The organism is Brakhagea slesvicensis, assembly GCF_052161625.1.
Lineage (GTDB): Bacteria > Planctomycetota > Planctomycetia > Pirellulales > Pirellulaceae > JBKCUI01.
Genome location: NZ_CP197412.1, coordinates 427,093 through 447,710 on the forward strand (window position 1 = coordinate 427,093; position 20,618 = coordinate 447,710).

A 20,618-nucleotide genomic window follows, 5' to 3' on the forward strand; every position below is an offset into this window, starting at 1 on the left:
CGAAAACGACATGTCGTGGAAACGCGACTTTCCACCCATTCCAAAAAGATGGTTCGCGTTGGGTTACTACCATCCAAATGCCGTTTCCAGCTCCGTGTCGTCCAATTGGTCGACTTGCGGAAACGTGATTCGAGCCAGATAAATCCCTTCGATTCCGGGTATTTCGCTAACTCGAAAACGCGTTCGTCCATCTTGGCCCATCGGCGCTAGTTGATACAAAAGCCGCTTGAAATCGGGCAATTCCGTCCCCGTAGGAATTTTCAGGGGAACGACACAGAATCGCATCTTTCTAGCTTCGGGAGTGGTCAACATGACCCGATCGCGTCCCATAACAACCAGCTCGAGGGAATGGTTGTCCACGAATTTCTTCACCACCTGAGGGAGTGTCCTATTCCGAAGCACGGCGATTTCCATTTGCCCAGGTACCAATCCATGCTGCCAAACGGCTTGCCAGTCGATGAACAATCCCGTCTTGGTTCCATCCGCGGCGATCTGCAAAAGTTCGGAGACGCTGCGAAGCTCAGGTACCAACACACTGCTCTCCACGGTGCGACTTTGAACTCCCAAAGTCGCCTTCCAATCCTCAGGGTCGAACAACAACTTCGGCGTTGTTCCTGGCTCAGACCAAGCCGGAATCGGCTGATTTTGAAGTCGTGCTAGCAAACACAATGTGCTCCAAGCGGAAGCTTTACTAATCGGATCGGCGGTTTCGCTCCAAACCAGGCTACCCCCGTCTACCTTGCAAATACCTTCAATATCCCAAAGGGAAACCAACAGCTCTCCCAATGCTTTTTCTGTTCCCTCGGGGACCGCTCCCTTTAAATCCCAGCGAGTTTCCACTTTGGTGCCATTCACCTCCTTGAGCGGGCGGACGATGGGCAAGCCATCGGGAGACATCTCGATTCCTAGTTTTTTCTCGGCTAGGATCGAGACAAACAATTTCTCCAGCGTGGTGTCTTGCGAGTCGAACGAGACCTGGAAGCTTTCGTCTTGTCCTGCCGCGCGGAGGGAGGGCCAATCCAGGGTGATGCCAACCCCTGTCATCCGCCCAAACAACTCGATGCACTTCACAAATGGTAGATCGGACGCTTTGATGCGAGCGATGCTCAATGCTGAAGCGCGTTCCCCCCAAACAGGAACCGGCTGCGGATCGGGGTAAGTCAAAATCGACATCGGTTCATCGAGAGATTCAATGTCGAGTTCGTTCAAAGGAGCGGTGCGACCGAATCCGCCATCTGTCAATCCACGCGAAGGCCCGAGCAAAGCACCGAATTGACCAGGTCCGAAAATGTCCGGCAATTTCTCGGTGTTCTCCTTTTCCCGATCGGTTAGGTCAGGTTCCGACTTTGGCTCGCTCCCTGACATTGGCTCTTTGTCTTGTGGCGGCGCGTTGGCTTCCCCTTCTTTCGCTGGATCAGGGGTACGTAAAAAATCGGTCAACCCAGCTCCCGGATCCAATAAGGGATTGGCAGGCTTGGGAGCAAGCGGCTGTTCGGCGTTTTGGCCAGAACCAACAGGTTGAATTAACTCGCCTGGCTTCTCCTCTTGTACAGGTCGGTCGTCTTTTGCTGCGCCGTTGGGAGGAGTGGGGGGATTGGCCTCGGGAACCGAACCGTCGCCGGTCACAGTACCGTCGTCCGTCGCCTTACCATTCTCTGATGCAGCAAGGTTGGGTTTCGATTCCGGATCGACGGCTGGCAATTGCGCTATGGGTTTCTCGGCTTGTATCCATCGAAGGAATCCCCAGAACGCAAATCCAGCGACGATGGAACTGACCACCCCCAAAGTCGCAACCAGCAAAATCTGTCGCTTCTTTGCCAACTCGCGACTCTCCCACTCCCGATCCGCACTGGGGAGGGGGGCCCCGGTGGGGAGCGGGATAAACGACTCGTGGTGGATGGGGAATCCCGGTTCCGCCTGTTTCTCCGCGTCTCCATTTGGGCTGTTTTGCGACTCCCAGTCCGCTGGAAGCTGATCCCAAGCGAGATTTCCGATTTGCTCATCGAGCGGATTGGGGGGGATGTTCGCTAAGACCTCGTCCCAATCTCCATAATCCTCCTTGGTCATGGCCGTTGAATCCAAGGAGACTGGGGCAGACGCCCTCGAGTCCGTCTCGTCGGGGGATTGCTGAGGTATTGCAATCGGTTGCTTGCAGCGTGGGCAAGGAAGTGTTTGCCCCAGTAAATGGGGTTGGCGCACCACAATCCGGCTCTGGCAACTAGGGCAGTTCATCCGAAAAGGTATCAAGGGAACACCACAGTGATTCGCAGGGATATGGGATTTGCAGGGATATGGGATTTGCGGGACCGCCTATTTGCTATGATAACCGCGCGACCCCGACAGAAGCAAAAATCGCGTACCGTGACCTTAAAATCCTTACCCGATCCGGACTATGACATCACTTATACCAAATATCCCAGACCCGTTACTTTTGGCCGCAGGAGTCACTTCCGACGGAAGCCTTTCCGGAAACATCGTCGCCCTGATCGCACTATCGGCGATGGAGATTGTGCTCGGGATCGACAACTTGGTCTTTCTCTCCGTGCTTTCCAGTCGTCTACCAAAGGAGCAGCAAAAGTCGGCCCGGTTGATCGGTCTGGCGCTTGCCATGGGCATGCGTATCGGGCTTCTCGCTTTTCTCTTCGTGATTCTCAAGCTGAAGGATCCTTTCTTCATGCTTGACTCCCTGCCTCTTTGGGATGGGGCCAAACTATGGCTACAGGCGAACGAAGAGATCAACGGTGTCTCCATCAAAGATTTGATACTCATCGCCGGCGGCCTCTTCCTGCTGTGGAAAAGCGTGAAGGAAATCCACCATCTCGTCGGAGGGCATCACGAGTCTCACAAAACTGCCGCTCCCCCGAGTTACTCTTCGGTCTTGATCCAGGTCATGGTGCTAGACCTCGTCTTCTCCCTCGACTCGGTCATCACCGCGGTTGGAATGGCGGACCAGCTTTGGGTTATGATTTCCGCTGTTCTGCTCTCCGTTCTCATCATGATGATCTTTGCAAATAGCGTGGCTGAATTCGTCGAGAAGAATCCTACCGTGAAGATGCTGGCGGTTGCATTCCTGGTCATGATCGGCGCTATGTTGATTGCGGACGGAAGTGGAACCCACGTTAGCAAAGGTTACGTCTACTTTGCGATGCTCTTCTCGCTAAGCGTCGAAGTCCTAAATCTTCGAGCGAAATACAAAGCGGAAGAAGCAGATTTGCGAAAATCCTACACCGAGGGGGAAGGGTATTAGCCGCGTGCGTCTACTGATACTCGGTTGTGGTCTTGCCGGCTCCGCGATGGCTTGGGCTGCCCACCGTCGCGGCTGGTCGATCGCACTCATCGACCGTGTCGACCTACGTAGTTCCTCCCATGTCGCGGCCGGTTTGGTAACGCCCATCACGGGAACGCGGAGCGCTGCGACTTGGCGGTGGGACTCCTTTTATGAAGTCGCCTGCCATCACTACTCCGGCGCCGAACGCGACACGAATGGTTCTTTTTGGCGTTCCCATCCCGCCCTTCGTTTATTCCATTCCGAGGACGAACGGAAACGAACCTTGGAACGATGGAATCGTCCCGTCTCGCCCGATGATGCTCCTTGGACTCCGAGAATCACTCTTTGTTCCTCCGAAGAATTGAATGGGTTTCACGCTCCTTACGGAGGGTGTTGGATGGAACCTGCAGCAAGACTTCATACGGGCGATTATCTGGCGAAGACTCGCGAGTACTTTCAAGCAAGAAAGGAGTTTATCAACGCCGACATCGACGTCGATTCTCAACTCGCGTTCCCCTCCCATCCAGCCACCGCACCGCTCGAACTTCAACTCCCCAGCGGGCCACTCATAGCGGATGCGGTGGTGTTCTGCCAAGGCTTCGAAGCGAAATGCAACGGCTGGTTTTCAAATCTTCCTCTGCATCCGGCGCGCGGAGACGTCCTTACTCTCTCGTTAGAAAGTGAGGAGGAGAGCAGTGCTTTCTCTCATCCCCTATCAAGCTCCGATTTGCCGAGCATCTGTCGAACCCATGTCGTTCATTCGGACGTATGGATGGTGCCGGCGGATCGCCAACACGTTCTGGTTGGGGCAACCTACGATCGCCAACATCTGCATGGTCGCATCGATGAAGAGGGACCTGCGAGGATCAGTCGTCAGATTTTGCTGGAGCGCGTCCATCGGATGCTACCGGAAGTAAAAACCGAGCGATGGTCGGTGGCGAATCATCAAGCCGCCGTGCGTCCCGCTTCCTATGATCGTCATCCGTTGATCGGCAGACACCCCGCAGTGCGAAATGCGTACGTTTTCAATGGGTTGGGTTCGAAGGGGACGCTCATGGCGCCACAGCTTGCCGACCAATTGTGCAATGCCATCCAAGACGGTGGCCCCATCGATGCAGCGCTCGAATGGAATCGACGGATATTGCCGTAATGCTTTCTCGCGGCTTCGGCTGGTTGACGAGTCCAATGGTAGATCCTACATTCAAACGTTCGTTTGACTGCTTTTGAGTTATTTAGAAACCGGCGTCGATTCATTCCCTTCATTCCCCATCCATTCTCAACGGCGGATTTCGTCATGCGGAAATGCTTTGGCCTCCTCTCCTTTTTTGTGGTCCTCTTCTCGGGCACTTTTTCGAACGCCGAGATCGCGGTCATCTCACCGACGCAGGCCCATCGCATGATGGTTGACTCCAACGAATCCAACAAACCGATCGTGATCGACACGCGAGGGGGGTACAAAGACTATTTCCGCGGACACCTGCCACGTGCACACCATCTCAATTTCGATACGTTGCGTGGTACGGATCAAGGAGTGCCCGTGCAGTACTTGCCCGACGACTTGACTCGCTCCCTACTGGAACGAGCCGGCGTTCAGCCCGGTCGAACCCACATTCTTTATGCCACAGGGGCCCGTTTACCCAACGACGAAATCCTTAGTGCAACGATGGTTGCCTACGTCCTAGAGAAGTTCGGCGTTGAGGACATCAGGATCGTCGACGGGGGCTTGGCGAGTTGGGAAAGTGAAAAGCTTCCCACAACCCAGGAGTATTTCGGCAATGCCTTGACGGATCTCCATACCAAGTCCAATACCGCGATTGGTGTGTCGCTACCGGAGTTGCTGAAGGCGAAAGAAGACCCCAATACCATTCTCGTCGACGCGCGGCCTAAAAACGAATACTTGGGGAATGACGACATATGGGTTCGAAAAGGACACATCCCTGGCGCGGTATCTTTCCATTGGGCTCGCTTGATGGACGACGCGAATACACATCGCTTTCGATCCTTGACTTCGGTGCAAAACCAACTTGTGGAGGCAGGATTAACACCAGACAAAAACATCATCGTTTATTGTGGTACATCCCGCGAAGGTAGTTTGCTCCGCTTTTACCTTCGATACGTCGCCGGTTATAAAAATGTGCGACTTTATGAAGGGTCTTGGAAAGAGTATGCAAGCCGAAAGGAGCTTCCTGCCGAACGCAGTGAATCGCAATCCGCCCATCCGAAAGTCAAGTAAATGTTGACCGGCTCGTTGGTCGCGGCTGTACTCTTTGTCGCTTTTACGAACGGCGCGAATGCGAACTTCAAAGGGGTAGCATCCCTTTATGCGAGCGGGCTGACGACACGGCGCACGGCATTGCTATGGGGTACGTTCACGACTTGGATGGGGTGCGTCGCTGCTGCGTTTTTGGCGAGTGGGCTTCTCGCACAATTCAGTGGTAAAGGTGTGGTGCCCAACGAGTTGGTCGCATCCCCTGTATTCGCTTTGGCTGTTGCGTTAGGAGGGGCGGTCACGAGCTTCCTAGCGACGCGCGTTGGGTTTCCCGTATCCACGACCCACGCGCTCGTCGGCGCATTAGCAGGGGCAGGGCTCGCTGCCGCCCCCACTCGCGTGGAGTGGGGGCCTTTGGCGTCGAGCTTTCTGATCCCTTTGGTGTTCAGTCCATTTATCGCGATGGGCATCGGCTATCTTGCCTGTCAGGTTCTTGCATGGACGGGTTTGCTCAATGCCCCTCATTCTGTATGGACCGACCGTCTTCATTTCCTGAGCGCGGGTGCTGCAAGCTTTGCCAGAGGATTGAACGATGCTCCGAAGATGGCAGCGCTATTCCTGTTGCTCCCAGACTTCTCACCGCTTTTCGCTGTGCTGCTGGTGTCGATCGCCATGGCGGCTGGCGGTTTGTTGGATTCCAAGAATGTCGCAGAGACCCTTGGAAAGAAACTAACGACCATGGAAGTGAACGATGGGCTTGTCGCAAGTCTTACGACGGCGTGCCTTGTCATTAGCGCCAGCTGGCATAGTTTCCCAGTCAGTACGACGCATGTTAGCGTCGGTTCGTTGGCAGGCATCGGGGCAGCGAACAAGCGTCTGCACCAACGAAAACTGGTGGAGATCGCAATGGCATGGATCTGCACCGTTCCCTGCGGAGCAATACTCGCAGCGATCGCCTACACGATTGTTGCGAGGCTGATAGTCGCTGCGAGCTAGCAAGCAACCACAGAAGTCTATCGAACACTATCGACGGCGGAGGGCTCGTCGTTTTTCTTCACCAGCTTCGCAGTCGACTCCGTAGTGAGACTTGAAGCGACCCACTGAACGTACGCAAAATCGCGATCGCTCAAACGGTTGAGGGGAACCGTTGTCGTCTTTCCATTCTCTTTGAGGATTTTGACTTTGTCGCTGTAGATCATGCTGAGTCGGCCGCTCACGGTGTAGGTACCGGTGTTGTCGACCCAAGTTTTGTACTCCGCACCTTGGAATTGAGGTGGTGGAGTGAAACTGCCGATTCCGAATAACTTTTCGAGATCGTCTTTCCCTTTAGAGGGAGGAGCAGGTGGAGTCGATGGAGGAAGAATCGAATCCTTTGCCGGTCCCGCAGGCGCATCGGAAGCAGGTGCTCCCTCCACGGGCTTGCTTTCCTTTGTTCCAAAGAGGCTGTCGAACAAGGGATCCGAAGCGGCAGGCGATTCCTGACTGATCGGCCGACCAAAAATATCATCGAGCGATGGCTCTGCAGCGGGTTTCGCCGGTTCAGGTTGGATCGGTGCATCGGTTGGTTTCGCGTCCGCGGGCTTCGATTCTGCAGGAACAGGATCGCCGAAGATATCTCCCAACGGATCGGCAGGCTGGGTCGTCTCTGGTTTCTTCGATTCGTTCGCGGGCTTGGCGGGCTCACCAAAAATGTCGCCGAGCGGGTCCGCAGGCTTTTCTCCCTCCGTTTTCGGCAGAGCTGGCTCTGTCGCAGGCGTTACTTCGGTCGTGGGAGGTTCGATCGTTGGCAGCACTGGTGCAGGCTCAACCTTGGGCTCTGCCACTTTGGGAGCTTCCGTGGCGGGCTTGACGGGCTCACCAAAAATGTCGCCGAGCGGGTCCGCAGGCTTTTCTCCCTCCGTCTTCGGCAGCTCTGGTTCTGTCGCAGGTGTTACTTCGGCCGTGGGAGGCTCGACAGTTGGCAGAACCGGGGCAGGCTCGACCTTGGGCTCCTCCACCTTGGGTTCTTCCACCTTGGGTTGCTGGGCAGGTGGCTCGGAAACCGGTGATGGCTCGACGGGTACTGGTTGCTCGACGGGTACTGGCTGCTCGACGGGGGCAGGCAGATCTGGCGTCTCCGGTTGGGTTACGGGTGCAACCTCTGGTTCGACCGTCTTGGGAATATCGGCAGGCGCCTCGGCTTTCGGCGTTTCGACTACCGGGGGAGTTTCCACTGCTGGCTCAACTGCTGGCTCAACTGCTGGCTCAACGACAGGTGCGACAGGTGCCGGTTGGCTTGGATCCATCGTTTGGGTGGGGACAGCATCGCAGGGAGTCGCGGGAGCAATGCACGCAGGAGGGCAATCGCATGGCGAGGGTTCGCAGGATGGAACGGCGATCTCTCCGCAAGCAGGAGTTGGGCAGCAGGCGGGTTTGCAATCCCGGTGCAGGAGGCGACCGATCCATCGCCCTGCAAGTGCAGGGGAGAAAGTGGTGATGGTGCACAACGTCGCGACCAATGCCAGTCGAATCCAATATGTAAACGGCTTGGACATCGAAACCAAACTCCTCGTTAGCGAACTTGAAAATCGAAACAGTCACTGCGCGAAGCGAATCGCCCTACATCTCAGGTAGAACTTCATCGTACATGTCCGAAAACCCTGCAGCAAGAAAATATGCAGCCTGGGGAAACTGTTTCGAATGCGTAAGGGAGTAGGTCGGCTCGAACCTGCGTTCAATCTGCAAAGAATTAGCCGAATGGGCTGATTTCCAAGTGGGGGACGTTGTAAAATCCCTCTTTACGGATGATTCAGCCTTTCCACCATTTTCAGTCGAATGATCAGCGCGGTTATCAAGTGGGTCTCTGGAAGCTGGTCGCTCGAACGCAAAAGCCTTTTCTTTTTAGGCATCGCGTTATTGGTCTCTTTGCTTCTGGCTTTTTATGCCGTGCATGTCCTGGCACAGCAACTTGTGATGCAGACCGCGCGGCAGTCGGCTCGCGATGCAGCCATCACCCACATGGGGTGGAAACACATCACCAGCTTCTCCGAAACGATCGCGAAGTCGTCCACCTCGCCCGATCTTTATTCCGAAGGGGCACCTGAATCTCCACCATCCAATCCGGACAATGCGCCCACTCCCATCCGAGATTTGAGACGTGAAATCGAGTCGATGATGGACGATTCGCAAGTCAAATTGGATTACGACTGTGTGCTGTTTCGAGTCGACGACCAACTGGAGCACGAACTGCTGACGGCGAAACTGGCAACAGGGAGCGATTTGACTCGTTTAAATAAGATTCATGCCAAGCTCGCGGAACGCGATGCGCTGGCAGCGGAACAAAAAACAAATTTGAATTCCACCGGTTCGTCTTCGCCAACGGCCCAAAACGCCATCGCTCCCCCGACCAGTTCCGTCGTCTTTGAGGAGGCAGGGCCTTACGAAGGGTTCTATTACTACTATTACCCGGTCATCTTCAACGACACCTGCCGCGAATGCCATGTCGAACTTAGCAATGCTGGGAGCATCCTGGCATCTCAGTCCGTCAATCCCTTTCGGGTCTATCGGGTGATGATCCCTTATAGCGAAACGCAAGTCTGGAGCCTTTGGAGTTACTCCATCTTGATCTCGATCGCCATTTGCACACTGGCTCTCTCCCTTGTCTTCGTTCACTGGATCATCAAACGACTGGTGATTCGCCCCCTGAGCTACATGAAAGGTGTAAGCGAGCAGATTACCGCCGGCGATACCGCGCTTCGATTTGAGTTGGACACGGATGACGAGTTCCACGAACTATCGGAATCGTTCAATGCCATGCTCCGACACTTGACCAATACCCAAAGCGAGCTGCTGTCGCTCAATACCAAAATGAATGCGCAGGTCGACGAATTAGCTCGGATCAATTTGGAGCTATTTGAAGCCAATCGCCTCAAAGGAGAATTCCTGGCCAATATGAGCCACGAACTGCGCACCCCGCTCAACAGCATCCTCGGTTTTAGCGATGTCCTGCAAGGCTTCGAGACGTTGACCGAGAAACAACGACGTTATGTCTCCAATATTCAAAACAGCGGTCGCAATCTCTTGGAGATGATCAATGACATCTTGGATCTCGCAAAAGTCGAAGCGGGGAAAATGCAAGTCCGTGTGACGGACTTTGACCTTCTCGTCATCGTTCACAGCCAATGCGATCTCATTCGAAAAATGGCAGAGGACAAGAACATTGACTTGCGAGTCGACTCCGGCCGCGACTCCATTCCCATGTCGCAGGATCAAGGAAAAGTGCAACAGATTTTGACCAACCTCCTTTCTAACGCGATCAAATTTACGCCGGAGGGGGGATTGATCACGGTGCACTGCGAAGTGAAGGGGGACCATGAGGTCTTGATTTCCGTAGCCGACACCGGAGTTGGAATCGCCATCGAGGACCACGAGATCATCTTCGAAAAGTTCCGACAAGCCAAACGGGTAACGGGGCAAGACGGGTTGACGCGAGAGCATTCCGGCACCGGATTGGGCCTCTCCATCGTTCGCGAACTCTGCACATTGCTCGGTGGGGATATCGGCGTTTCGAGCCAAGTCGGATTTGGGAGTACCTTCAAATTGAAACTACCGATGCGGTATAGTAAACCAGACGAAACCACCGGGAGCTTGGTCATGTCCAGGACACCAGGATGAGCGATTCGACCAATCCAAACGAGTCTTCCGAAGAACATCGAGACATCAACCCCTATCAGGCGAATCTCGCTCCCGCCGAATCCGTCCAGGTTGCAAGGCGACGGACGGTCCGGAGATCGGCTACCTTAGGTGCAGTGGCTTGTTCCTCCGCTCCGTTCTTGGCGTTCGGCGGCGCCCGAGCCTACGAATTCTCAAACGGCACTAGGCCTTGGACGGAACTTCCCAATCAACTCGTCATCCTCGGGTCTCTCATCGCCTTGTTCGGAATCGCGGGCGCTCTCCTCGGGGCAACCATCCGTTTCGTTGGCTATTTGTTGCTTACCGAAAAATAGCCGTCACGGCGGTCAGCGACTCCTATGGCTTGGAATTCCCAGCATCCTGGGGCATGGACTCGTTCCATTGCATCACTAGACGATGCAATTCGCTGACCACGGAAGGCTCGCTATTGGCTCGATTTTCCTTCTCGGAGACATCCGCTTCCAAATCATAGAGTTGGGGATCCGAACCATCGTAGTTGACATAGTACTTCCACTTGCCACGCCGAACCGACAGATCGGGATTGTCTTCTTGAAATCCGGCACTGAATCCAGTTCGGTCGGGAGGTCGCCTCCAGAAGATCGGAGCTTGCCTCGCCCCTCGTTCTTTTCCAAGCAATGTCCCGGCAAGGTCTTCACCGTCCAGCGTAGTGCCTGAAGGCAATGGGACATTGCAAAACGAGTACAAAGACCGATTGATGTCCAACGCGCACAGGACGGATTGCTCATTGGTCGTACCAACCGTTTTGGGCTCCAGGAACCCAGGTCCCCATACCAGTAGGGGGGACCGCACGCCCCCTTCGTATAGCCATGTCTTCGCACCTCGGAATGGTTCACAAGTCCCTGCGCCGAACTCAGGACCGTTATCCGAGCATAACAGGATCAACGTGTTGTTCCGGAGTGATGCGTGATCGCGGACATAATTGAAAAGAACCCCAAGCTGCTCGTCCATAGAATTCAAAACACTTCGGTAAAGCGCTCGTTTGTTATTACCCCATTTCGCGATGGGCGGGAAGAACGGCGAATGAACGTCGTCCGGCCATAGATTGATATAGAAAGGCTTCTGTGCCGCGACGGATTCGTCGATAAACTGAATCGCGCCTTGAACGAAACCTCCGGTAATTTCGGATCGCTGCATCCAAGTCACCGGTGCACCCAACCGTTCAGCATCCTCCCAGATGCGTTTGGGTTCCGTCCATTCCGGTCTCATCGTAAGGGGCAATAGCTTGGCTCCCATTCCTTCGAAGTTGGTAAGGCTTCGGTCAAATCCGTAGGCTTGGATCGAAGGAGCATTGTCGACATCGCGTTGACCTCCCATGTGCCACTTGCCAAAGTGCCCTGTTGCATACCCGCTTCGCTGTAGTTCTCGGGCTAGCATCGGGGCAGCCGGATCCAGCCACTGCGCAACCCCTCGCTCTTCATTGCTTTTGCGATTGTTCAGATACGACGTGATCCGCCAGCGATGAGGATACTGCCCTGTCGCTAAGGCAACGCGCGAGGGGGAGCAAATTGGGGAGTTCACATAAAACTGCGTGAACTTCATCCCCTCTTTCGCCAGACGGTCTATGTGTTCCGTTTCAGGCCGTTTGCCTCCAAAACAAGACAAATCCGCCCATCCCATATCGTCGATGAGGACGACGATCACATTGGGACGTTCCGCTGCCATGGAAAGCTGGGGCGCCATGCCCACCCCCAAGCACAGAGCGATTCCGCCCAAGAGCGATCGGAGAATCGATGAGTACGGAACGCGAAGTTGCAAGCTTAGGTATACTGAAGATCTCATAGACGGATGCGAGCTGCCATTTCAATGACGGGAGAGGGACGAAGGGCAATCCACTGGGGGCAATCCACTGGGGGCAAACCACTTTGGAGCCACTCCAGCTGTTGCATGGCTATAGCATACCAATCTCTCCGCATGAGGGATCCTAAGCAATTCAACAACTTGAGCCACGATGCTGACCATCCGTCCTTACTTTTTGGCACTCTCCCTTTCTTGCTTCACCGATGCCCTCCCAAGCTATGGCGTCGAGGACGGCGAAGTGCCCAACCAAGTGCGATCGCTCCTGAGTACGTATTGCATCGAGTGCCATCGCGACGGGGCCGAAGAGAGCGAATTCCGATTGGACGCCTCGCTAACGGGAGATTTTAGTTCTCTCGGAATCCGTGAGCGTTGGGGGGAAGTCGTGAATGTATTGAACAGTCACGAAATGCCACCCGAGAACAAGCCTCAACCGCCGGTGGCATTGGTGTCCGGAGTCGTCGACTGGATCACGGCGCGGCTGGTCGATGCGGAAAAGAAGCTTCGTGAAAATCGCGTCGTCATGCGTCGCCTCAACCGCATTGAGTACCGAAATTCGGTACGAGACTTGACCGGAGTAGAGCCTGACATTTCCGGTTTCCCCCAAGATCCTTTGGCGGGCGGTTTCGACAACGTCGGAGCCGCCCTCACGTTTAGCCCCATGCAGCTTGAACTATACCTGGACACGGCAAAGCAAGTGATGCAGAAAGCGATCGTAGAAGGCCAGCCCCCCGCATCGATTCGTTGGCGTTTTGAGATCGATGCCGGCGACTCCGACGCCCATCGAGTCCAAGTCGATGGCCAGCGCCCCATCGTGAACGGGGGAAGGAATCCTGTCGTCGACGGCTTCAAGGTGTTGCATCATGAGTCCTGGGACAAGAAGCTCAACGTCCGCGACTTCGCCCTGAAGGAACCGGGAACCTACAACGTCCGCATTCGCGCCGCCGGTCGCATTCCCGATCGCATGGAAGTCGTCCGCTCGGCGCGCGAGATCCTCCAAAAGAGGTTCGACGACCAAATGACAAAGAGTCCCGATCGCGAGAAATGGCATCGGCAACAACTGGATCGGGATCTCCAACACTTTGCCTCCGATGCCATGTACCGTTATGGACCACCTCGACTGAAATTGATTCAAGATTTGGGCGGTCAACCTCGCACCATTGCCGAGTTCGATGTCCCGAACCCTCTTTCCGAACCTCACATCTACGAGATTCCTGTCGAATTCACCACCCAAAAAAGTGGCTTGACAATCGAATACGCTTACTCGATCCCCAAGGTCTTAGAGAATTTCTGGATGCAGGGCAACGATGCATTCTCACGTCCCGAGCTGTTCGTCGATTGGATCGAAATCGAGGGTCCCATGGCCCCCAGTTGGCCCCCCCCCTCACACCAACTCCTTTTGTTCTCGCACCAAGGGGCCACCACTTTTACAGAAGGCTCGACGAAATCGATCGATCCACAGCAAGCGGTCATGGCACTCGAAGCCTTCACGAGTCGAGCGTTCCGGCGTCCAGTGATGGAACAAGACGTTGCACCCTATAAAAGCTTATACAACACACTGAAGAAAGAGGGCGTATCGGACGTCTCTGCGCTGCGCGATGCGTTTGCTGCGGTCCTGGTCTCACCGAATTTTTTGTTCTTGCCAGAGGAACCGGAGGGCGAAAGTCTATCGCAGGTTGCATTGGCATCACGCTTATCCTACTTCCTGTGGTCTTCTTGCCCCGATCAAGAATTGATGGAGGCCGCGTCGCGAGGCGACTTGAAGCCCGGTTTCCTACTGCGAACTCAGGTGGAACGAATGCTCGCCGATCCGAAGTCTGAGGAACTGGTGCGCAACTTCACCGACCAATGGCTGGGACTTCGTGAAGTGGGAGCGAATCCACCGGCTCCCGACTTGTATCCCCACTATGACCGTCATCTGGAACTCTCGATGATCGAGGAAGGACGAGCTCTTTTCCGCACGATCCTACGAGAAGAAAAAAGCGTACTCGATCTCATTGACCCAGACTATTTGGTCATCAACGAACGATTAGCTCGGTTTTATGAAATCGAAGGAATACGCGGGGACTCGTTCCAACAAGTCTCCTTGCCGAAAGAAAGTCCTCGCGGAGGGATTCTGACTCAGACCGCCATGCTCACCATCACTTCGAACGGCACCCGGACTTCCCCTGTCAAACGAGGGACTTGGGTTCTCAAAAACGTCTTGGGAACAGATCCAGGCCTCCCTGTTGCCAACGCAGGAGATATCGCCCCCAAGGTGCCTGGAATCGATAAAGCGACGGTTCGGGATCGTTTGGAGATTCACCGCGAGCTACCCCAGTGTGCAAGATGTCACGACAAGATCGATCCTCTGGGGCTAGCACTGGAGAACTTCAATGCATCCGGCCAATATCGAACGCAAGAAGGATTTGGATACAAAGGACGCATCGAAAAGGATGATCCGATCATCGATGCTTCAGCGAAACTTCCGGACGGAACGCTCATCCATGGGCCGGACGAGCTGAAAAAGGCCATACGCAAACAAGAAGACAAATTCTTGAGTTGCTTGACGGGAAAGCTGCTGACCTATGCAGTCGGACGCGAGTTGACCATCGCGGATGAACCGACTCTCAGGGAGATCATTAAGGATGCCAAGGAACGCGGATCGACGCTTAAGAGCTTGATCCTCGCCATTGTGGAATCCAATACATTTCATGCACCTTGAGGTGCAAACCAAGTATGCTTGGCAGGCACCACGTTTGTCCGTGGACCAGAACGACCATGCAAGATCAACAGGACAGAGGTGAGAGATGAAGCGTTTGAATCGAAGGCACATCCTGCGAGGTGCTGGCGTTGCATTGGCCTTGCCCTATTTGGACGCCATGTCTCCATCGGCGGTGTCCACGGCGACCGCCGCGGAGTCCAAGTTTCGACCGCGTGCAGAATCGACGATAGTTCAACCACGTGTTTTGTTTTGTTACGTACCCAACGGCGTCAATATTCTCGAGTGGCAACCGAAAGAGGTCGGTGAGAATTATGCACTGTCGCCCACCCTCAAGGTCCTTGAGAGCATCCGCGACGATTTTACTGTGGTATCGGGACTGGGGCACCCTCGATGCACCGGTGGCCATAGTGGTGCTGACACTTGGTTGACGGGCGCGGACCTGCGTTCGGTACCTGGAAAGGATTATGCGAATTCACTCTCCGTGGACCAACTCATCGCAGAGAGTTTGGGAACAGAGACTCGTTTTCCATCCCAGCAATGGTCGGATCAATCGGGAACCGGTTCGGCCGGCCATTCTCATACCCTTTCGTTCGATCGGAATGGAACCCCGCTTCCTGCAGAGGATTCCCCCAAGCGAATATTCGAACGGCTTTTTGTTCCAGAGTCCGCAGGCGACCGAGAGGCGACGCTCCGGCGGTATGCGGAGCGACGATCGGTTCTGGACAATGTTCTCGAAGAGTCGAAGCGACTGGCGAGGCGAATTGGGAAAGAGGATCAAAGGAAGCTGGATGAGTACCTGGGCAGCGTTCGTAGCACCGAGCAACGAATCGAGCGATTGGAGAGCTGGATCGATCGTCCTAAACCAACCGTCGATCCGACCCTATTGCAGCTCGCCATGCAACCGCACAATGCGCATGACCGCCCCATGTGGATCGATGTCATGCTCGAACTAGCCTATCTCTCCTTCATTACCGACTCAACGCGAGTGATTTCCTTTGAGTGGTCGCGAGAGGCCGGCGGGTTTGGCGGAGGAGGAGAGAATCATCACGAACTGTCCCATCATGGCGGTGACCCTGGAATGCTGGAAAAGCTTGCGACCATCGATCGATTTCATTTGGAGAGGCTCAAGCGATTTCTCGCATTTTTGCGACAGACCCGTGAGTCGGATGGATCGATGCTCGATCGCACTGTTGTGGTTTTTGGATCGGGAATGAATAGCGGAGAGGGGGGTGACCACTCGCCAAAGAATCTCCCACTGCTCGTCGTTGGCGGGAGCAAACTGGGACTACGCCATAATCGGCATATCCATTTCGAAACGGAGAAGAGCCCCCCACTTTCGAATCTGCTCCTGGAACTGACACAGCGTATTGGAATCGAAACGGATTCGTTTAGCGATGCGACGGGGGCAGGCATCCTTTCTGCTTGAATATCTCCACCTTCTACCCGGTTCGATTTGCGAGGCAGGGCATACCAAACCATAATCGCACCACGTATTCTCCGTTTTTAGTTCCATGCAGGCGGAGCTTGGAGCTTGGCATTCATTTTTCTGTCTATGAGGCCAGTTAGAAATGCAAATCCCTGCATACAAAAAGTGCTTGATCGGTATTGCGACGTACGGCATGTGCGGCACTCACCTTCAAGTATCCGCACAAGACATCACGAAACGAGAAGCTGAAGGGCAAAACGTCGCTCTGGCAGCGAAATTGGATTCTGCATCCCAAACCCAGGAAACGTTGCTCCGGTTGATTGACGAAGGGAAGAACCGCAATCAAACCATCGTGCATCTACGCTATCTCTGCGAAGAAATAGGGCCACGATTAACAGGTTCCACACGATTGGAACGCGCTTGCAATTGGGCTGCCGATCAGTTTCGATCATTTGGATTACAAAATGTTGCACTAAAGCCATGGGGCGAAATACCGGTTCGCTTCGATCGAGGGGAATGCAAAGGGCGGATCGTCGCGCCGGTCGCCAGGGAGTTTGAGTTCACTGCAAAAGCTTGGTCGGCAGGCACGAACGGTCCGAAGCAAGGTCCGGTAGTGCGAGAACCGCAATCCCCTGAAGAACTTGAAGCGATCGCGGATCGACTGGAGGGGGCGTGGATACTTCGCCCGGCAGGTGCTAAACCCTCGATCGTCGTCGATCGATTGAACCATGCCGGCATCGCTGGCTTCATTTCTACTGCGACCGCAGAGATCGTGAATACGGGCGGCGTTCGAGGAGTTACCCAGCTAAAGTTGGCAGACATTTCTCCGATCCCGACCGTCACCATTCGCCGATCGGATTACGATGCGATCAATAGCCGAATCATGGATGGGGAAAAGGTTGTCGTCGAATTTGACTTGAAGCATACCCTCGTCGAAGGTCCTTTCCCGGTTTTCAACACGATCGCAGAGATCCCCGGATCGACCATACCTGAAGAAGTTGTGATCGTCTCCGCACATCTCGACAGTTGGGACGGGCCAGGATCCCAAGGGACTGTCGACAATGGAACAGGGTCTGCCGTTACTATCGAAGCGGCTCGTATCCTCGCTGCGATCGGTGCGAAACCCAAGCGAACGATCCGATTCATCCTCTGGTCCGGAGAGGAACAGGGACTGCTCGGCTCGAAGGCGTACGTACAACAACTGAGCGAGGAAGAGAGAAGTCGAATTTCTGCCGTATTCGTCGATGACAGCGGTACCAACCAGCAAGCCTCGTTGACCTGCGTCGAACCGATGGCATCGATGCTCAAGGAAGCGGTTTTGCCGATGAATTTCGCGTTTCCCCACGCCCCCATCCAACTGAATGTTGCTCCCCGTATGCCGCGCGGTGGTGCCAGCGACCACAGTCCATTCAATGCAGTTGGCGTACCAGGTTTCTTTTGGGGTAAATCAGGGACGGCCGTATATCGTTACGCTTGGCACACGCAAAACGATCGGATGGATCAAGCCGTACCGGAGTACTTGATCAAGAATTCAACCGTCTCTGCGATCGCGGCACTCGTCCTCGCAGATGCAAACTCGCTTCTCCCACGAGCCCCTGTTCCTGCCGAAGAGAATCGTCGACAGGAAATCCCTACGCCAGGAAGACCGCCTCAACTGGACGATCCCTCCAACATTGGGAGCGAGTAAGACTCGACTACTTGCTTTGCAGCTCGAAATCGATCACGTTCTCTCCCGACTCGACCGTCTTCGTTAATTCCGTTCGAACGTTGTACTTGGGTGGAATCTTCTCAGGAGGTTCCTTGCCTCCGTCCGAATCCGATGTGGATTGGTGAACCGTCGTAATATCGACCTTGTACGATCCTGGAGCAGCCCCCAGCGTGTCACGAATATAAACGAGACGGTAAACCCCCTCTTCGTTCGTCAATCCGATCGACGGACGCCCCGTCTCGGGGACAAATCGAACTTGAGCGTTCGCATAGGGTTTCCCATCCAACGTCACTTTCCCGGTGACCAAACTCATGCCTGAGTTGGGATTGCAACCTGCAATCCATGTGAACAATGCGAAACACCCAAGGGTGAAAATGGAAGGAGAAATTCTTAATGCGGACTGATTCATATCAAAAAGATTTCCAAATCGAGGAATGGCAGATGGTTCGATTCAACCATCTGCCACGAACAGAAAAGTGATCAGCAGATTCGGCTTACAGTTCGCCAATCGGGGTACCATCCCCACGATCTGCTAACGCAGTTTGAACAGCGAACTCGATTGTTTCGGAGAGAAACTGAATCGATCCATCAGCCAACGCGACGTTCAGACCACCGGTATGGGCTCCCGTGAGCGCAACGTTCACGTCATAGGGATTGCTGTTCCCCGAGCCGCCAAAGGTTCCAATCGGGTATCGAACCGTGGTCACGTTCTGGGTCCAGTTACCGGCGCCAGCACCGTTCCCCCAAGGGCCACCTCTCCAACCGCAGCTTCGGCGATCGATCTTGTTCAGGTTTGCATCGAAAAAGTAATCACTTTGCTCTCCGATCATCATCGTGTTACTCGTTCCATCCGATGCACTCGCGAAGCTGGCTGCACGGCTATTGGTACCGATCGGGGTGAGCATACCGTTGTGAACTGCAATCCCGTAAATGTTGGTCTGCGGATCCGTCGACACAACGGTCGTCGATCCCCCTCGCCAGTACGACCCTGCAATTCCCACATAGTTGATCATCTGAAGGGTGACAGAACCGTTCGAATGCGTGGTGTAGGTCTGTGTCTTGGGAAGTGGACTCGATGGACATTCCAGCCCTGGAACACGAAGATTGTTCAGCAGGTTGAAGTTCGTCACGGGGGTAGGACCATCTTGCATCGTAAAGTCACCCACGAACTCGAGCCCGCTGTAAACGTTGTTTTGCTCGATGTAGGGCATGATGCGAACAAGCCAGGAAACCCCGCGTTGCCTGGTTCCCACAGCCCCAAGTTGTGGGGATGCCGAAAACGGCAGCTTGTTGAATGCGGAATGGTAATTGTGCATCGCAAGCCCTAACTGCTTGAGATTGTTGGAGCATTGCATCCGTCTCGCCGCTTCCCGCGCCGCTTGGACGGCAGGTAGCAACAGACCTACCAAAATGCCAATAATTGCGATGACAACCAAGAGTTCCACCAAGGTAAATCCAACACGTTTCGTGGACTTCATAACAAAACCTTCCATCAGATCGAGGTCAATAAGATTCCATGGCGAGCCGAATACGATAGAGAGGTATCGCAGAGAGAATGCTCGCTCCTCTGAACACTAACCGGATGCAAATCCATCGTCAACAATCTTATTTCCCGCTCTCAATGCCACTTGTTACCAGTCCCATCAAGGAAGCGCCCCGATCGCACTTAACGCGCACACAAAGGCGGCTATTCCGCATTAACCCGGAGCCACATTGAGATTTTGTTTTGCAAGAATCCCCCGTGCGATCTCACTTTCTTCGCGGGGCACGCTTCCTCCATTTCATTACCGTTTCACCATCGGCCTTGGGAAAGAAAGGGAATCGCAACGGCTATTTGCGTACGTTGATGAGCCAATAGAGATAAGCCAGGTAGATAGCGACTCCCAACGCGCCTTCCCAGCGAGAAATCCGCCGACCTGTCACAAAGATCGGGACTGCGCCGATCGCGACCGCCGCCATTAGCGGAATATCGAACCAAAGGAGAGAGCGTTCAACCGGCAGTCCTCCGGGCGCGAGCATGCAGGGGATGCTCAGGATGATGAGGATGTTGTAGATACTGCTGCCGATCAAGTTCCCCACGGCGACATCCCTATCCCCCTTGATCGTGGAGAGTACCGTGGTCACCAACTCCGGAGCCGACGTCCCCATCGCGACGATCGTGAGCCCGATGGTTGTAGTCGAGACGCCAAAAATCGTCGCCAACTCGACAGCGCCTCGCACCAACACCTCCGCACCTGCCACGGTGAGAATGATTCCCACAACAAGCACCGAAAGGTACCAAATCCCCTGGCGTTTCCGTGCGATCTTGGGGACTTCGTCAACGCTGTATTCTTCGTTGAAGTCCGCTTGCGAGGCTCGTGACGCCCTGCGTGTAACGAGAATCAACGCAACGGTGTACGCCACTCCAAACAAAAGCATCAGCAGTCCGTCCCAAAACGACAAAACGCCATCCCAAGCAAGCGTTGTCATGAGACCTGCCGAAAATACGATCGCGGGGAGTTCCAGTTGAAAGACTTGGCCATGGAGCAGCAATGGGTGGATGGCGGCGCTAAGCCCCATAATAAAAAGCAAGTTGAGAACATTGGTTCCTGCGATATTGCCGACGGCCAGCCCTCCATTCCCTTGTAAACCTGCGATGGTCCCAACCGCTAACTCCGGAGCGCTGGTCCCCACCGACACGATCGTCAGGCCGATCACCATCGGAGTAACTTTGAGGAAAGCAGCAACTTTCGACGCACCGCGAACGACGAGCTCCGCTCCAAAGACGAGTATCACGAGCCCGACTAGAAATAAGAGGATGGCTACAAACACCGCACA

15 protein-coding genes are annotated in these 20,618 nt (G+C 54.6%); 9 read left to right on the plus strand and 6 right to left on the minus strand.

All coding sequences use genetic code 11. The features are described from left to right. Positions 1-66: 66 nt before the first annotated feature. Positions 67-2,067, minus strand: a complete 2,001-nt coding sequence (locus SH467x_RS01555; protein WP_482369561.1) for a hypothetical protein — start codon at positions 2,065-2,067, stop codon at positions 67-69. Positions 2,068-2,392: 325 nt separating this feature from the next. Here SH467x_RS01555 and SH467x_RS01560 point away from each other — a divergent pair, with 325 nt between their 5' ends. The 4 genes from SH467x_RS01560 to SH467x_RS01575 all read left to right on the plus strand — a co-directional run bounded on the left by SH467x_RS01560 (position 2,393) and on the right by SH467x_RS01575 (position 6,473). Further along, positions 2,393-3,247 (plus strand): TerC family protein, encoded by an 855-nt coding sequence (locus SH467x_RS01560; RefSeq protein ID WP_482369562.1) that lies wholly within the window; start codon positions 2,393-2,395, stop codon positions 3,245-3,247. 4 nt (positions 3,248-3,251) lie between these two features. Next, complete coding sequence (locus SH467x_RS01565) at positions 3,252-4,418, plus strand: NAD(P)/FAD-dependent oxidoreductase (RefSeq protein WP_482369563.1); 1,167 nt, start codon at positions 3,252-3,254, stop codon at positions 4,416-4,418. 144 nt (positions 4,419-4,562) lie between these two features. Beyond that, positions 4,563-5,501 (plus strand): sulfurtransferase, encoded by a 939-nt coding sequence (locus SH467x_RS01570; RefSeq protein ID WP_482369564.1) that lies wholly within the window; start codon positions 4,563-4,565, stop codon positions 5,499-5,501. Beyond that, positions 5,502-6,473 (plus strand): inorganic phosphate transporter, encoded by a 972-nt coding sequence (locus tag SH467x_RS01575; protein WP_482369565.1) that lies wholly within the window; start codon positions 5,502-5,504, stop codon positions 6,471-6,473. Between the two features lie 17 nt (positions 6,474-6,490). On the opposite strand, the gene SH467x_RS01580 is transcribed toward SH467x_RS01575, so the two are convergent. Beyond that, positions 6,491-8,011 carry an SHD1 domain-containing protein gene (locus tag SH467x_RS01580; protein ID WP_482369566.1) on the minus strand — a complete coding sequence of 507 codons (1,521 nt, stop codon included), beginning with the start codon at positions 8,009-8,011 and terminating at the stop codon, positions 6,491-6,493. A gap of 280 nt (positions 8,012-8,291) precedes the next feature. On the opposite strand from SH467x_RS01580, the gene SH467x_RS01585 reads away from it, so the two are divergent. Both SH467x_RS01585 and SH467x_RS01590 read left to right on the plus strand, forming a co-directional pair. Further along, positions 8,292-10,130, plus strand: coding sequence for a sensor histidine kinase (locus tag SH467x_RS01585; protein ID WP_482369567.1), 1,839 nt, complete (start codon positions 8,292-8,294; stop codon positions 10,128-10,130). Next, positions 10,127-10,462: a hypothetical protein gene (locus SH467x_RS01590; RefSeq protein WP_482369568.1), complete on the plus strand. Its 336-nt coding sequence runs from the start codon at positions 10,127-10,129 to the stop codon at positions 10,460-10,462. The genes SH467x_RS01585 and SH467x_RS01590 overlap by 4 nt, the downstream gene beginning before the upstream one ends. A gap of 22 nt (positions 10,463-10,484) precedes the next feature. Here the strand turns inward: SH467x_RS01590 and SH467x_RS01595 are convergent, their stop codons facing one another. Beyond that, the gene (locus SH467x_RS01595) at positions 10,485-11,948 is read right to left on the minus strand and encodes a sulfatase-like hydrolase/transferase (RefSeq protein ID WP_482369569.1); all 1,464 of its coding nucleotides are present in this window, start codon (positions 11,946-11,948) and stop codon (positions 10,485-10,487) included. A 169-nt stretch (positions 11,949-12,117) separates the two neighbouring features. Here SH467x_RS01595 and SH467x_RS01600 point away from each other — a divergent pair, with 169 nt between their 5' ends. The 3 genes from SH467x_RS01600 to SH467x_RS01610 all read left to right on the plus strand — a co-directional run bounded on the left by SH467x_RS01600 (position 12,118) and on the right by SH467x_RS01610 (position 17,780). Continuing rightward, on the plus strand, positions 12,118-14,667 hold the full coding sequence (locus tag SH467x_RS01600) for a DUF1592 domain-containing protein (RefSeq protein WP_482369570.1): 2,550 nt from the start codon (positions 12,118-12,120) through the stop codon (positions 14,665-14,667). A gap of 85 nt (positions 14,668-14,752) precedes the next feature. Beyond that, positions 14,753-16,093, plus strand: coding sequence for a DUF1552 domain-containing protein (locus SH467x_RS01605; protein WP_482369571.1), 1,341 nt, complete (start codon positions 14,753-14,755; stop codon positions 16,091-16,093). A 142-nt stretch (positions 16,094-16,235) separates the two neighbouring features. Beyond that, positions 16,236-17,780 (plus strand): M20/M25/M40 family metallo-hydrolase, encoded by a 1,545-nt coding sequence (locus SH467x_RS01610; protein WP_482369572.1) that lies wholly within the window; start codon positions 16,236-16,238, stop codon positions 17,778-17,780. A 7-nt stretch (positions 17,781-17,787) separates the two neighbouring features. Here SH467x_RS01610 and SH467x_RS01615 read toward each other — a convergent pair whose 3' ends face one another. The 3 genes from SH467x_RS01615 to SH467x_RS01625 form a co-directional block, all read right to left on the minus strand. Beyond that, positions 17,788-18,210: a carboxypeptidase regulatory-like domain-containing protein gene (locus SH467x_RS01615; protein WP_482369573.1), complete on the minus strand. Its 423-nt coding sequence runs from the start codon at positions 18,208-18,210 to the stop codon at positions 17,788-17,790. A gap of 85 nt (positions 18,211-18,295) precedes the next feature. Continuing rightward, the gene (locus tag SH467x_RS01620; protein WP_482369574.1) at positions 18,296-19,279 is read right to left on the minus strand and encodes a DUF1559 family PulG-like putative transporter; all 984 of its coding nucleotides are present in this window, start codon (positions 19,277-19,279) and stop codon (positions 18,296-18,298) included. Between the two features lie 352 nt (positions 19,280-19,631). Next, the gene (locus SH467x_RS01625; RefSeq protein WP_482369575.1) at positions 19,632-20,612 is read right to left on the minus strand and encodes a calcium/sodium antiporter; all 981 of its coding nucleotides are present in this window, start codon (positions 20,610-20,612) and stop codon (positions 19,632-19,634) included. Positions 20,613-20,618: the final 6 nt, after the last annotated feature.